Annotated in this window: 15 protein-coding genes and 1 tRNA gene; 3 read left to right on the top strand and 13 right to left on the bottom strand. The window is 67.2% G+C overall.

Translation table 11 applies throughout. The features are described 5' to 3' along the window. Window positions 1-17: 17 nt before the first annotated feature. From J5837_RS05460 to J5837_RS05445, 4 genes are all read right to left on the bottom strand, one after another. On the bottom strand, window positions 18-1433 hold the full coding sequence (locus J5837_RS05460) for an amino acid permease (protein ID WP_210535687.1): 1416 nt from the start codon (window positions 1431-1433) through the stop codon (window positions 18-20). Between the two features lie 238 nt (window positions 1434-1671). Beyond that, window positions 1672-2061: a YciI family protein gene (locus tag J5837_RS05455; RefSeq protein WP_210535686.1), complete on the bottom strand. Its 390-nt coding sequence runs from the start codon at window positions 2059-2061 to the stop codon at window positions 1672-1674. A gap of 205 nt (window positions 2062-2266) precedes the next feature. Next, window positions 2267-3475 (bottom strand): vanadium-dependent haloperoxidase, encoded by a 1209-nt coding sequence (locus J5837_RS05450; RefSeq protein ID WP_210535685.1) that lies wholly within the window; start codon window positions 3473-3475, stop codon window positions 2267-2269. A gap of 85 nt (window positions 3476-3560) precedes the next feature. Further along, window positions 3561-3890 carry a hypothetical protein gene (locus J5837_RS05445; protein WP_210535684.1) on the bottom strand — a complete coding sequence of 110 codons (330 nt, stop codon included), beginning with the start codon at window positions 3888-3890 and terminating at the stop codon, window positions 3561-3563. 87 nt (window positions 3891-3977) lie between these two features. Here J5837_RS05445 and J5837_RS05440 point away from each other — a divergent pair, with 87 nt between their 5' ends. Next, window positions 3978-5351 carry a DNA recombination protein RmuC gene (locus J5837_RS05440; protein ID WP_210535683.1) on the top strand — a complete coding sequence of 458 codons (1374 nt, stop codon included), beginning with the start codon at window positions 3978-3980 and terminating at the stop codon, window positions 5349-5351. A gap of 43 nt (window positions 5352-5394) precedes the next feature. Here J5837_RS05440 and J5837_RS05435 read toward each other — a convergent pair whose 3' ends face one another. From J5837_RS05435 to J5837_RS05405, 7 genes are all read right to left on the bottom strand, one after another. Next, complete coding sequence (locus J5837_RS05435; protein WP_210535682.1) at window positions 5395-6450, bottom strand: MlaA family lipoprotein; 1056 nt, start codon at window positions 6448-6450, stop codon at window positions 5395-5397. Window positions 6451-6551: 101 nt separating this feature from the next. Next, window positions 6552-6836 (bottom strand): STAS domain-containing protein, encoded by a 285-nt coding sequence (locus J5837_RS05430; RefSeq protein WP_210535681.1) that lies wholly within the window; start codon window positions 6834-6836, stop codon window positions 6552-6554. Between the two features lie 8 nt (window positions 6837-6844). Continuing rightward, on the bottom strand, window positions 6845-7504 hold the full coding sequence (locus J5837_RS05425) for an MlaC/ttg2D family ABC transporter substrate-binding protein (RefSeq protein ID WP_210535680.1): 660 nt from the start codon (window positions 7502-7504) through the stop codon (window positions 6845-6847). Beyond that, a complete protein-coding gene (gene mlaD, locus J5837_RS05420) occupies window positions 7501-8028 on the bottom strand; it encodes an outer membrane lipid asymmetry maintenance protein MlaD (protein ID WP_210535679.1) in 528 nt (175 codons plus the stop codon). The genes J5837_RS05425 and mlaD overlap by 4 nt, the downstream gene beginning before the upstream one ends. 3 nt (window positions 8029-8031) lie before the next feature. Continuing rightward, window positions 8032-8784 (bottom strand): MlaE family lipid ABC transporter permease subunit, encoded by a 753-nt coding sequence (locus tag J5837_RS05415; RefSeq protein WP_210535678.1) that lies wholly within the window; start codon window positions 8782-8784, stop codon window positions 8032-8034. Further along, window positions 8784-9590 (bottom strand): ABC transporter ATP-binding protein, encoded by an 807-nt coding sequence (locus tag J5837_RS05410; RefSeq protein ID WP_210535677.1) that lies wholly within the window; start codon window positions 9588-9590, stop codon window positions 8784-8786. Before J5837_RS05410 ends, J5837_RS05415 begins: the two co-directional genes overlap by 1 nt. A gap of 225 nt (window positions 9591-9815) precedes the next feature. Beyond that, window positions 9816-9892 (bottom strand) — tRNA-Arg (locus J5837_RS05405). A 93-nt stretch (window positions 9893-9985) separates the two neighbouring features. Between J5837_RS05405 and ubiA the strand changes: the two genes are divergently transcribed. Further along, window positions 9986-10885 (top strand): 4-hydroxybenzoate octaprenyltransferase, encoded by a 900-nt coding sequence (ubiA, locus tag J5837_RS05400; RefSeq protein ID WP_210535676.1) that lies wholly within the window; start codon window positions 9986-9988, stop codon window positions 10883-10885. A 175-nt stretch (window positions 10886-11060) separates the two neighbouring features. Further along, window positions 11061-11438 (top strand): hypothetical protein, encoded by a 378-nt coding sequence (locus J5837_RS05395; protein WP_210535675.1) that lies wholly within the window; start codon window positions 11061-11063, stop codon window positions 11436-11438. 97 nt (window positions 11439-11535) lie between these two features. Here the strand turns inward: J5837_RS05395 and mutM are convergent, their stop codons facing one another. Together mutM and J5837_RS05385 are read right to left on the bottom strand one after the other, a co-directional pair. Further along, window positions 11536-12348, bottom strand: coding sequence for a bifunctional DNA-formamidopyrimidine glycosylase/DNA-(apurinic or apyrimidinic site) lyase (gene mutM / locus J5837_RS05390; RefSeq protein ID WP_210535674.1), 813 nt, complete (start codon window positions 12346-12348; stop codon window positions 11536-11538). A 133-nt stretch (window positions 12349-12481) separates the two neighbouring features. Beyond that, window positions 12482-13306 carry an ABC transporter ATP-binding protein gene (locus tag J5837_RS05385; protein WP_210535673.1) on the bottom strand — a complete coding sequence of 275 codons (825 nt, stop codon included), beginning with the start codon at window positions 13304-13306 and terminating at the stop codon, window positions 12482-12484. Window positions 13307-13358: the final 52 nt, after the last annotated feature.

The following is a 13358-nucleotide window of genomic DNA, read 5'->3' as shown; positions in this document are numbered from 1 at the left end:
CCCAGGCCCACCCTACATCAGGCGTCCTGCCCCTTCGCCAGCAGGCTGGTGCGACGGCTGTAGAGCAGGTAGACCAGCAGGCCGAAGGCGTTCCATAGCAGGCACCACAGCTGGGTCCGGGTCGGCAGGCTGCTGAACAGGTAGATGCAACCGAGGATCGCGACCGGGCCGACCAGCCACGCCAGCGGCGCGCGGAACACGCGCGGCCGATCCGGTTCGCGCTTGCGCAGCACCAGCAGGCACGCGCCGACGGCGATGAAGGCGATCAGCGTGCCGGCGTTGGCCAGCGCGGCGATCTCGTCGAGGCGGGCGATGCCGGCCAGCGCCGAAGTGACGATCGCGGTGAATACGGTGATCGCCACCGGCGTGCCACGTTTGCTGACCTTGGACAGGCTACGTGGCAGCAAGCCATCGCGCGCCATCACGAAGAAGATGCGGCTCTGTCCGTAGAAGAACGCCAGCAGCACCGTCGGCAACGCGATCACCGCCGCCGCCGCGACGATCTTCGCCGCGCTGCCATGGCCCAGCTCGCGCATGATCAGCGCCAGCGGCTCGGCGCTCTTGCCGAACACGGCGAAGCTCATCGCGCCGACCGCGGCCAGTGCGACGACCAGGTAGATCAGCGTGCAGCCGACCATCGAACCGATGATGCCGATAGACAGGTCGCGGCCGGGATTCTTGGTTTCCTCGGCGGCGGTGGAAATCGCGTCGAAGCCGTAGAAGGCGAAGAAGATGATCGCCGCCGCAGCCATCACGCCGTGCTTCACGCCGTCCGCGCCGCTCGATTCGGCAAAGCCGTAGGGCATGAATGGATGCAGGTTGGCCGCGTCGAAGTTCGGCAAGGCGATCGCGACGAATACCGCCAGCGCGATGATCTTCGCCACCACCAGGAACGCGTTGAGCGTGGCGCTTTCGCGGGTGCCGGCGATCAGCAGGCCGGCGACGACGAATGTGATCAGCACCGCCGGCAGGTTGATCAGGCCGCCTGCATGCGGTCCGGCGGTCAACGCCAGCGGCAAGTCGACGCCCAGGCCGCGCAGGAAACCGACCGCATAGCCCGACCAGCCCACCGCGACCGTGCTGACCACCAGCGAGTATTCGAGGATCAGGCTCCAGCCGACCACCCAGGCGATGGTTTCGCCCAGCACCGCGTAGCTGTAGGTGTAGGCGCTGCCGGCGGCCGGCATCATCGTCGACAGCTCAGCATAGGCCAGCGCCGCGCAGGCACAGACCACGCCGGCGATGACGAAGGAGATCAGCACGGCTGGCCCGGCGAGGTTGGCGCCGACGCCGATCAACGTGTAGATGCCGGTGCCGACGATGGCGCCGATGCCCAGCGCGATCAGGTGCGGCCAGCCCAGCGTGGGCACCAGCCGGCGGCCTTCCTCGTGCTGGGTGATGGTGTCGAGCGACTTGCGGCGGAACCAGGTCATGCGCGGCCTGCGGACGAAGGAGTTGCGCGCAAGTGTCGCGCAACGCGCGGGCGAATGCGACGTTTGGCGCATCGAAACCCGTGGGAGCGGCCTTGGCCGCGAATGCCTTACATCGTAGAGCGGGGCTTGCCCCGCTGCTTCTGCCTTGCCGTATTGGATCGGAAACAGCGGAGCAAGCCCCGCTCCACAAAAGCCGAAGCAAAAGCACTCGCGGCCCTGGCCGCTTCCACGAGAGTTTCTACTGGTTAGGCGTCTCGCTGCTGACGACGTGCGCGCTTGCCCGCTCCGGATCCAGCGGTCGGACTTCGTAGAAGATGCCCTGCTGCACCGTCGGGCTGTCCGACAGCAACTGCGCGGCCGCTTCCAGCGACGGCGCCAGAACGAACCAGAAGCCGCCGATCATTTCCTTGATCTCGGCGAACGGTCCGTCGGTGACCGTGCGTTTCCGCGTCACCAGCGCGACCTCGCGGGTCAGCCGCGAACCCCTGCGCATGTGCCCCGCGGCGACGTGCGCGTCCAGCCAATCGTAGAACTGGTCGATCGCCGCCTGGATCGTTTCCGGGGAAGCGTCCGCGTCCCATTGGCCGCGGGAAATGACCAGGTATTCGTTGAGCTTGGATTCGTTCATTGGGCTGGAGCCATCCGTGCTGTGCTGTCGGGGAAGCGAGAATAACAGCGCACCGGCGCAACGATTGAGACGCGCCCCGCGACACCCAACCGGACGCGATCATCCTTCCCGGTGGGAGCGACGTAAGTCGCGAAAGCTCTTCCTCAATAGAGGACAGGGATTCGCGACTTACGTCGTTCCCACGGGAACCGAGCAGGGGTCCCGACTAGGGTTTCGCCTGCAAATACCGTTGCGCCGCTAGCTCGCCGACCTGCCGGCCCATGGCCTTGCCCACCTCAGTGGAGTTGCGGAAATGCACGCCATCCCAGATGCGCGCGTTCGACACTTCGTCGACGAAGGCATCGATGCTGGTCCAGCTGCGCGCCACATCGCCGGCCGTATAGCTGGTCGTGGTCAGCCTGGGCGCCGGCGTACCGCCCAGCTCCGCCTTCAACACCGTACCGACCGTGCTGGCGACGATGCAGTGGGCGCACGGATATTCGGGATGCATCGGCGTATCGATGAACGGTACCCACGACGCGTCGCGCTCGGTGGCGTTGTTGCCGTCGTTGTCGCCGTTGCGGATCGCGGTGATCGGCCGCCAGAAACCGTAGTGGTACTTGGCGTCGAACACGGCGATCAGCGCATCGTCCACCGCCTGTGCCACCGTCGCGTACAGGCGGGCGTTGCGGGTCACGTCGCGGCCGGGCATGTCCGCGACCGAACGCACCACGCCGTAGTAGATCGGCGGCAGGGTCGCTTCCCAGAACCTGGCGACGGCGGTCTGCTCGGCGCTGCGCGCCGTGCTGTTTTTCGCGCCCATCGCCTTGATCTCGTTGTAGTCGCGCGCCCAGGTTTCGCCGGCCAAGGTCGGTGGCGGATCGGGGCGGAACTGCGCCGCGCTGGCCATCAGCCAGGGCTTTCGCCCCGGCCATTGCGATACCGCGGGCAGCGCAGTCGGCACGTAAACGCCGGCGGCGGTTTGCGGCCGATAGGCTTCGGCGCCCGCGATGCCGTCGTTCTCGCGCGCGGTCAGCACCGCCTGTGCGGCGCGTTCGCCGATACCGAGCCCAGCCGACTTCGCCGGATTGTCGGCGATCTTCGCGAGCGTGGCCTGGTAGGACGCGTCGATCGCGGCTTGCTGCGCCGGCAGCAACTTCGACAGGGCGGCATGGCTGGCCGCGGCCACTGCGGCGTCGATCGACGCATCGGGCGTGGCGCCCAGCATGAGACCGTCGTCCGGATAGCGGTGGGTAATGGCATTGACCGCTTCGTAGGTCGCGGTGTGGACGATCGCCAACACGCGATTGGCTGGTGGCGGCTTCATGTCCGCGGCCATGATGATCTTGCCGGCTTCGATGTTGCAGTCGGTGATCGCATCGGCCCGCACGGACAACCCCGTGGCGAGCAGGGCGATGGCGAGCGGTGCGCGCATGGCGGCCGCGATTCTTTCGATCCTGCGCATGGTTGGGTCCTCCATTCCCGCAGAAACGGGGGCCGTCGGCCGGGAAGGACAGGTTTCAGGCAGGATGGTGACGAATGTAAGCCGCGATACCGACGATCGCCGCCAATGCCAGCATCACCCACCAGCCATGGCGCTGGTAGAACGGAATCGGCTCGCCACCGAGCAGCGCCCGTGCGCTGTCCGGGTTCAGCAACCACCCGTGGCTGCACACCGGGCACACCAGTTGGTACTGCTGGTGCCGTACCCAGCCGAACAGATGGTAGAAATGCCCGTAGCCGTACTTCAGGCGCACACCGAAGTCGCGCGGCTCCGCGCAGCATTCGCAGAATTCGCGCTCGTGCAGGTCGAACTCGATCGTGCGCTCGGCCCAGCCCCACAGGATCATCTTTTTCCCCTCGCTCCCGACGCGCAGGATAAACCGAAGCGCCCAGGGCGGATCATCCGTTGAGACGCGGACGGCTACACTGTCCGCATGGATAACCAGACTCTCCTGATCGCCCTGCTCGGTCTTGCCGTGACCATCGTCGTTCTGCTGGTCGTGTTGCTGCTGCGCAAGCCCGAACGCGTGCTGGAACGCGCGCTGCGCGAAGAGCAGCGCGACGGCCGCGGCGAGTTGCGCCAGCAACTGGACAGCCTGTCGGCGGCGCAGGAGCAACGCATCGGCGGCTTCGGCCGCAGCCTGGCCGACCTGACCGAGCGCACCGACCAGCGCCTGGACGTGCTGCGCGCGGCCTTGACCGAAGACGCGCACAAGTCGCGCACGGAATTGACGCTGCGCCAGCAGCAGTTCGCCGACACCCTGTCCGCACAATTGCGCGAACTGACCCAACGCAATGAGCTGCGCATCGGCGAGATGCGCGCCACGCTGGAACAGCAGCTGCGTGCGCTGCAGGAAGACAATGCCCGGAAACTGGAGAAGATGCGGGAAACGGTCGACGAGAAGCTGCAAAGCACGCTCAACACGCGACTGGATTCGAGCTTCAAACTGGTGTCCGAGCGATTGGAGCAGGTGCAGCGCGGACTGGGCGAGATGCAGCAGCTCGCCACCGGCGTGGGCGACCTCAAGCGCGTGCTGACCAACGTCAAGAACCGCGGCAGTTGGGGCGAAGTGCAGCTGGAGAACATCCTCGAACAAACGCTCACCGCCGAACAGTACGCGCGCGGCGTCAACGTTCGGATGGAAAGCAACGAGAAGGTGGATTTCGCCGTGCGTCTGCCCGGACGCGGCGCGCACGACGCACCGGTTTGGCTACCGCTGGATTCCAAGTTTCCGCACGAGGATTACGAAAAGCTGCTCAACGCGCAGGAACAGGGCGACGTCGAAGCGGTGCGTGCGACGGGCGCGCAACTCGAACGGGCCATTCGCGTCCAGGCCAAGTCGATCAGCGACAAATACATCGCGCCTCCGCAGACCACCGATTTCGCGGTGATGTTCCTGCCGACCGAAGGCTTGTATGCCGAAGTCATCCGCCGACCCGGCCTGGTCGACCTGCTGCAGCGCGAACACCGCGTGGTGATCGCCGGCCCGACCACGGTGACGGCATTGCTCAACAGCCTGCAGATGGGTTTCCGGACTCTCGCTATCGAACAGCGCTCCAGCGAGGTTTGGAGCCTGCTGGGCGCGGTGAAGAGCGAGTTCGGCAAGTTCGCCGGCATCCTCGAGAAAGCGGAAAAGCAGATCAACACGGTCGGCAAGAGCCTGGGCGACGCCAGTCGTAAGACCCGCACCATCGAGCGCAAGCTGCGTGGCGTGGAGTCGTTGGGGCAGGAGCAGACGCAGGCGTTGCTGGGCGAGCTGGACCAGGAAGAACCGGAGCCCGAGGCCCGGGCAGACGAGGACGAATGAGCGGTGGCTTTTTAACCCTTCTCCCGCTGGGAGAAGGAAAAACTCAACCCCCGCCCTGCATCGGCACCACCGCCGGCATCGCGTCCATCGGCACGGTCGGGTTCTCTTCCTCGTCCTTCAGGTAATCCGGCAGTTCCTCGTCGGCCTTGTGCTTGCGGTCGCTTTCGATCTGGTAGCTGCGCCGTTGCAACCATGCGTCGCGGACCAGCGCGTAGTCGTCCGGCACGCCTTCGCGCTGCGCGTCCAGCGGCAGCAGGTCGGCGCGCACGTTGACCAGGTTCAGGCCCTGCAAGCCCAGGCGCACGCGGTCCTCTTCGATCTGCCGGACCGGCGACAGCGGCGCGTCGCCGACCAGACCGAACACGTCGCGCACCGTGCGCGGGCCGAACAACGGCAGCTCGACGTAGCGCGAACGCTTCCAGCCCCAGGTGCCGAGGGTCTGGCCGAAGTCCTCGCTCTTGCGCGGCAGGCCGGCATCGCTGGCGGGATCGAACAGGCCGCCGATGCCCAGGGTCGAGTTCAGCAGGAACCGGCCCAACGCCTGCCCCGCGCGCCCGGGCTTGCCCTGCAGCAGGCTGTTGATGATGGTCAACGGCTGGCCGAGATTGTCGAAGAAATTGCCGATGCCCAGCCGGATCGGCCGCGGCACCACCTTCACGTAACCGCGAGCCAACGGTTTGGCGACAGCGCGGTCGACCGCATTGTTGAAGCGGTGCATCTTGCGGTTGAACTTCTCCCAGGGGTCGTAGCTGGTCGGCAGCTGCGCCTCGGGAGGCAGGTTCGGGTCGGCGACCGGGTTGTAGGCGTCCTGGCCGTAGATCGCGGCGAAGTCGTCCTCGGCGGCGTTGGCCGTGCCGGCGCTTGCGCTACCCGCCGTATCGGCAGGCACGGCGTGAGTGGCGGCATCGGCAGGAGGAACGACCTGAGCGTCGTCGGCGAGCGGCGGCGTTTGCGCGGCCGGTTCCGCAGCGGCGACGGAGGTGCTGCCATCGACGAGTGCGGGTTCGACGGGAGCGGACGCAGCGGGTTTCGGTGCCGAGGCGCAGGCCGAAGCGAGCGCGGCGAACAGTACGACGAAGGCGATGCGGTACGGCTTCATCCGGTTTCCTTGTGCCCGGTTCCGTGGGCGCAGACGCGTGGGGGAGCGTCTTTCTGGGACAGCGTGCCGGCGTGCTGCCGGCTGGTCGCCAGCCTCGGCGTTCAGGCCAGCGAGGGCTCCAAACGATAGGCGGCGCGCAGCTCGGCCAGTCCGGCGGGCTCGCCGACCAGTTGCGGCGCTTGCCCGGCCTGGCGCAGGCGCGCGGCGAGTTCGGCCAACAATGCCAGCCCGGCACTGTCGACGGTAGTGACATTGGTCAGGACGATGCGTTGCGCGCCCGACAGCGCGCGGCTGGCCTGCGGCCACAGCGCGACCGCGGCGGCGCGGTCGAGCGCGCCGCCGAAGACCAGGGCATCGCCCTCGCGCTTGAACGTCGAATCCGCCAAGGCCGGGCTCAGTTGCCGCCGGCCTGCAGCGTGCCCTTGCGCAGGTCGGCCGCGACCTGGGCGATGGACTTGGTGCGCAGCGGGGCGTCGAACTGGTTCTTGAAGGTCTGCACGTAGGAGATGCCTTCGATCATCACGTCGAACACCTTCCACTGCCCGCCGCTGTTGCGCATCAGGTAATCGATCGGCACCGGTTCGCCGTCGCTGCGCAGCAATTCGCTGGCCACCTTCACGCCGCGCCCGCCGGGCAGCGGGGTTTCCGACTTCACCCGCACGCGCAGCTTGCTGTTGAAGTCGAGCAGCGACGAACCGTAGCGCGACATCAGGTTGTCGGCCATCGCGTCGGCGAACAGCTTGATGTCGCTGTCGGGCGCGCCGCGGCCGTGCACGCCCAGCACCAGGCGGGCGGCGTAGTCGCGGTCGAACACGCGGTTGAATTCGGTATCCACGTACTGGCGCAACGCCGTCGGGTTCTTGCGGAACTCGGCGCGGCGGCTTTCCAGCGTGCCGATGATGCGGCTGCTGCTGTCCAGCACCAGCTTGCTGGCCGAACCCTGCGCGGCGGGCGCGGCGGTACGCGCCGGCTGGGCCGCTTGGGCCTGGGCCAGCACGGGCGCGCCGGCCAGCAGGGCCGAGGCGAGGGCGAGCGAGGTCAGTCGGAGCTTCATGGGGTGGGTTCTTCCGTCTTTTCGGGGGAGGCCGGCGCTTCGTCGGTCTTGCCGGCGGCATTATTCCCGCCGCCGCTGAACAGGTACTTGCCGGCCATTTGCAGCAGGTCCACCGCCGGCTGGGTGAAGGCGATCTCGTCGCCGGGCTTCAGCACTTCCGGGTCTCCGCCGGGCGAGAGACCGATGTAGTTCTCGCCGAGCAGGCCGCTGGTGAAGATGCCGGCCGAGGTGTCGGCGGGCAGATCCTTGTAGCGATTGTCGATGTTCAGGGTCACCACGGAATCGAACTTGACCGGGTCCAGCGTGATGTCGCCGACCTGGCCGACCACGACGCCGCCGATCTTCACCGGCGCCGACTTGCGCAGCTGGCCGAGGTTGGTGAAACGGGCCTTGATCGGATAGCTGTCGCCGCCGAAGCCGAACTTCTGGTTGGTGCTGGCGATGGCCAGGACCAGCAGCGAGGCCAGGGCCAGCAGCAGGAAGGCGCCGACGGCGAATTCGAGGCGGGGTCCGCGGATGGACATGACTCAACTCCTGAACAAGAAAGCGGACAACACGAAATTGAACATCAGCACCAGCAGCGAGGCGTTGACCACTGCGCGGGTGGTGGCGACCGACGTGCCTTCGATGGTCGGTTCGGCGTGGTAGCCGACATAGGCGGCGACCAGCGCCGAGGTGCCGCCGAATACGGCGGCCTTCAGGAACGCCGGCAGGAAGTCCTTCTGGATATCGACCGCGTCCTTCATGATCTGCCAGAAGGTGCCGTTGTCGATGCCGAGGATCCGCACCGCCTCGAACCAGCCGGTAGCGATGGCAAAGGTGCAGAAGAAGCCGGTCAGCAGCGGCACGGTCAGCACGGCGGCCCAGAAGCGCGGCGCCACGGCCTTGGCCACCGGGTCGATGGCCATCAGTTCCAGCGCCTTGATCTGGTCGGTGGCCCGCATCAGGCCCAGTTCGGCGGCGATCGAGCTGCCGGCGCGGCCGACGAACAGCAGCGCGGTCAGCACGGGCGCCAGTTCCCGGTACAGGCCCAGCCCGATCAGCACGCTGACCTGGTCGCTGGCGCCATAGGTCTGGAGCGCCCGGAAACCCAGCAGGGTCAGCGAAAGTCCGACGAACGCGCCGCCAGCGGCAATGATCGGCAGCGAACGTGCGCCGATCTTGTAGATTTCCTTGATGAACTCGGCGAACAGGTCGCCGGTCGGCTTGGAGGCGCGGAACACCGACAGCGAGAACAGCCCGGCGGCGCCCAGGGCGCGGATCGGAGCGGCGAAGGGCATTAGGCGGCCTCCGCGCGGAAAGTCCCGCTGTTGAACGTGGTGTTGTCGAAGGCGATCGGCCCGTCCGGCTCGCCGCGCAGGAACTGGCGCACCAGCGGATCGGTGGTCGCCTCCAGTTCGCTCGGGGTGCCGGTGAAGACCAGTCCGCCGTTGGCGATGACCACGGCTTGGTCGGTGACCGGCAGGGTTTCGTGCACGTGGTGGGTCACGATGATGCTGGTCAGGCCCAGGGTGTCGTTGAGGCGCTGGATCAGGCTCATGATCACCCCGCTGGCGATCGGGTCCAGTCCGGTCAGCGGTTCGTCGTAGATCATCAGCGGCGGATCCAGGGCCAGCGCGCGGGCCAGGGCGACGCGGCGGGCCATGCCGCCGGACAACTCGCGCGGATAGGCGTTGGCGGCGGCGCGCAGACCGACCGCGTTCAACTTGAAATCGACGATGCGGCGGACCAGCGGGTCGGCCAGCCGGGTGTGCGTGCGCAATGGCAGGGCGACGTTCTCGGCCACGGTCAGGTCGGTCAGCAGGCCGTTGCCCTGCAGCAGCACGCCGATGCTCTTGCGCAGCTCCAGCAGTTCGCGACTGCGCCGCGGCACCCGCTGGCCGAACACCTCGACCGAGCCCGCGGCCGGCGGCAGTTCGCCGGTCAGCGCCGCCAGCAGGGTCGACTTGCCGCTGCCCGATGGGCCGAGCACGGCGGTGATGCTGCCGCGCGGTACTTCCAGCGATACGTCATGCAGGATGGTCCGCCCGCCGCGGTCGAGGCGCAGGCCGGACAAGCGAACGGCGGGGGTGGCGTCGGCGGACATCGAGATTTCGGGCGGCGGTCCGGAAACTGAACGCGATAGCTTCAAGGGTAGGGGCTGAACGGCACCTAGCCATACGGGGTGCCGAGCACGATTCCGTGCAGTGGATTCGATGGCGCCTGGTGGGGCGAGGCGATGCGTTTGCGAACGGCAGGTTTGCCCATCGCCGAACGCCTGAGCGCTGCGCGCGAGGCCGGGAAATCCCGACGAGGACCCGAGAGAACGGAATGGCGCGCCTGGAGGGATTCGAACCCCCGACCAATGGCTTCGGAAGCCACTACTCTATCCGGCTGAGCTACAGGCGCGTGATGCGGAAGCGGCAGGAGGACTGCTCGCGGCGCGCATTGTAAACGCAAACGCCGCCGCGCCGGGCTTGGCGCGCTTGCTAATCTTTGCGCATGGGTTACGAACGATTCGAACCGCCTTATGTGCCGCCGTGGAAGCGCCGGCTGGGCGCTTACTGGCGATTGATGCGCGGCGACCGCCCGATCGGCGTGCTGCTGTTGCTGTGGCCGACCTGGTGGGCGCTGTGGATCGCGGCGAAGGGCATCCCGCCGCTGTGGACGCTGTTCGTGTTCACCGCCGGGGTATGGCTGACCCGTTCGGCCGGCTGCGTGGTCAACGACTACGCCGACCGCTGGCTCGACCCGCAGGTGGAGCGGACTAAGTCGCGGCCGCTGGCGACCGGCGAGGTGTCGGGGCGCGAGGCGCTGCTGGTGTTCGCGGTACTGATGGTCGTCGCCTTCGCGCTGGTGCTGACCTTGAACCGGTTGACGATGTGGTTGAGCTTCGTCGGCCTGTTCCTCGCCGCGAGCTATCCGTACCTGAAGCGCTACACCTACCTGCCGCAGGTGTACCTGGGCATGGCATTCGGCTGGGGCATCCCGATGGCGTTCGCGGCGGTGCAAGGCAAGCTGCCGGCGCTGGCGTGGGTGCTGTACGCGGCGAACATCCTGTGGTCGACGGCCTACGACACCTGGTACGCGATGGTCGATCGCGACGACGACATCCGCGCGGGTTCGAAATCGACGGCAATTTTGTTTGGCGACCTGGACCTGGTGATCCAGGGCATCCTGTACGCGCTGTTCTTCGTCGCGCTGGCGCTGGTTGGCCGGCAGGCGGGTTTGGGGGCGTATTACTGGGCGGGGATCGGCGTTGCCGCGTTGCTGGTGGTGTACGAATTCGTCATCGCTCGCAAGCGCGAACGCGCGGCGTGCTTCAAGGCGTTCCTGCACAACAACTGGGTGGGGGCGGCGGTGTTCGCGGGAATTGCGGTGGAACTGGCGATACGAGCATGACGTAGGGTGGGCACGCTTTTGTGCCCACCATCGCGACACGGACCGGTGGGCACAAGAGCGTCCCCACCGTACGCCCTGATTTCACGATCCACGCAACGGTTTGATCGCGATGTAACGCCGCATGGCGTATCCCACAACCTCCACGAAGGCGAGGTTGTCGCGCATGTTGAGGTTCGTGTCCGCCCGCGTCGAGCGCGAATGGAACGACCGTCGGCTCTCGCCCAAGGTCAAGGCCATCGTCAACGAAGCCGCCGGCTACGCGGCGGAACGCTGGGGCTGGAATTTCACCCTTACCTCGATCCATCGCACCCCGGCCGAGGACGCAGCCCTGCACGCCAGCGGCATCCACGTCGACTGGCGCGCCGTCGACGTGCGCACGCGCGGACGCTCGCGCGAAGCGATCGACGACGTCACCCGTTACATCAACCGCCGCTGGATCTACGATCCCGCGCGACCCAACCTGAAAGTCTGTTTCGCCGAACCCCACGGCACCGGCCCGCACGCGCATTACCAGGTGCATGCCCGTACCCGCCGCCGCGAGCGAGGCAGTTAGCGTCGGTCGACAAGGCCCGTAGGGCGGGCTCAAGCCCGCCAGCAGACGGCACGGCGATATACCTGCAAAGGTGGGCCGGGCCCACCCTACGAATCGATTACCGTTGGCAATGCCCGCACCACACGCTGGTGCGCTGGCCGATGCTCGCTTCCTTCAGCTTGCGCCCGCAGGTCGGGCAGGCTTCCCCGCCACGCCCGTACACTGCCAGTTCCTGCTCGAAGTAACCCGGCAAGCCATCCGGCGAGATGAAATCGCGCAAGGTCGTGCCGCCGCGAGTGATCGCGTAGGCCAGGATGTCCTTTACCGCGTCGGCCAACAAGGCATAACGCTCGCGCGACACTTTGCCCGCCTCGCGCAACGGCGAGATGCCGGCGCGGAACAGGCTTTCGGCGGCGTAGATGTTGCCCACGCCAACCACGATGCGCTGGTCCATCAGGAAGGTCTTCACCGGCGCCTTGCGGCCACGCGACGTCTCGAACAGGTAGTCGCCGTCGAACGCGTCGTCCAGCGGCTCCGGCCCCAGGTCGCGCAACAGTTCGTGCGTCTCGCCCGGCGCCTGCCACAACAGACAGCCGAAACGGCGCGGATCATTGAAGCGCAGCACCCGGCCGGAGCTGAGGAAGAAGTCCACATGGTCGTGCGCGGCGACCTCGGTGCTGGCCGGCAGCACACGCAGGCTGCCGGTCATGCCCAGGTGCAACAGCGCGCTGCCGGCGGCGGTGTCCAGCAACAGGTACTTGGCGCGGCGGCGCACCGCGTTGATGCGCTGGCCCGGCAGTTTCTCCACCACGTCGTAGGGGATCGGCCAGCGCAGGTCCGGCCGGCGCAGCAGCACTTCGCGCACGCGCTTGCCTTCGACATGCGGCGCCAGGCCGCGGCGGGTGGTTTCGACTTCGGGCAGTTCAGGCATGGCGGATCGGGAGTCGGGAAACGCGATGGACGCCTCCCATTGTAGGAGCGCCCTTCAGGGCGCGACCGGGAGAATCGGATGGCGAGGAGGTTTGTCGAATCGCAAGTATCGGGTCGCGCCCTGAAGGGCGCTCTTACAGAAGCGCCACCTGGAAGCGTTCGCCACTGCGTTCTACGCGCAACGCTCCGCCGTAGGCTTGCGAGAGGTTTGCGGAAGTCAGCACTTCATCGCGCGCACCGTCAGCGAGCACCCGGCCTTCGCGCAGCAGGATCACGCGACCGATCTCCGGCACGATTTCCTCGATGTGATGGGTCACCAGCACCAGGGTCACGCCCTGCCGCGCCAGTTCGCGCAGCAGATCCAGGAAACGCTGCTGCGCGACCAGGTCCAGGCCGGTGGTCGGCTCGTCCAGTAGCAGCGCCTGCGGGCGGTTGACCAGCGCGCGCGCGATCAGCACACGCCGCATCTCGCCCGTCGACAGCTCGGCACACTGGCGCCGCGCCAACGCGGTCGCGCCGACGCGGGCCAGCGCTTCGCCCGCGCGCTGGCGGTGTTCGGCGGTGATCTCCACGTCCGGGTGCAGCACCAGGGTGGCGAAGCAACCGGTCAGCACCGCGTCTTCTACGCTGAGCCGGTACATCTCCTGCAGGTCGCGGGTCAGGTCGTTGGTCACCACGCCGAGGCGGTTGCGCAGTTCCTGAACGTTCCAGCGCTGCTGGCCGAACACCTTGACCGGCGCCTCGCCCTCGCGCGCCAGCGGGTACAGCTCGCGGTCGATCAGCTTGATGAAGGTCGACTTGCCGCAACCGTTGGCGCCGAGGATCGCGGTGTGCTGGCCCAGCGCGACTCGCAGCGATAGTTCATGCAGCACAGTCGATTCTCCGCGCACGACGCTGGCGCGGTCCAGTTCGATCAGGGGCAGTTCGGTTTCGTCCGAAACTTCGGCGACGGTCGACATGGGGATGTGATGGGGGCGGGAAATGTGAATGCCATACGCCGGCGACGGGTGA

This window comes from Pseudoxanthomonas helianthi (assembly GCF_017939625.1).
Classification (GTDB): Bacteria; Pseudomonadota; Gammaproteobacteria; order Xanthomonadales; family Xanthomonadaceae; genus Pseudoxanthomonas_A; species Pseudoxanthomonas_A helianthi.
Note: the sequence above shows the minus strand (reverse complement) of the source record. Positions and strands in the feature narration are given on the sequence as shown.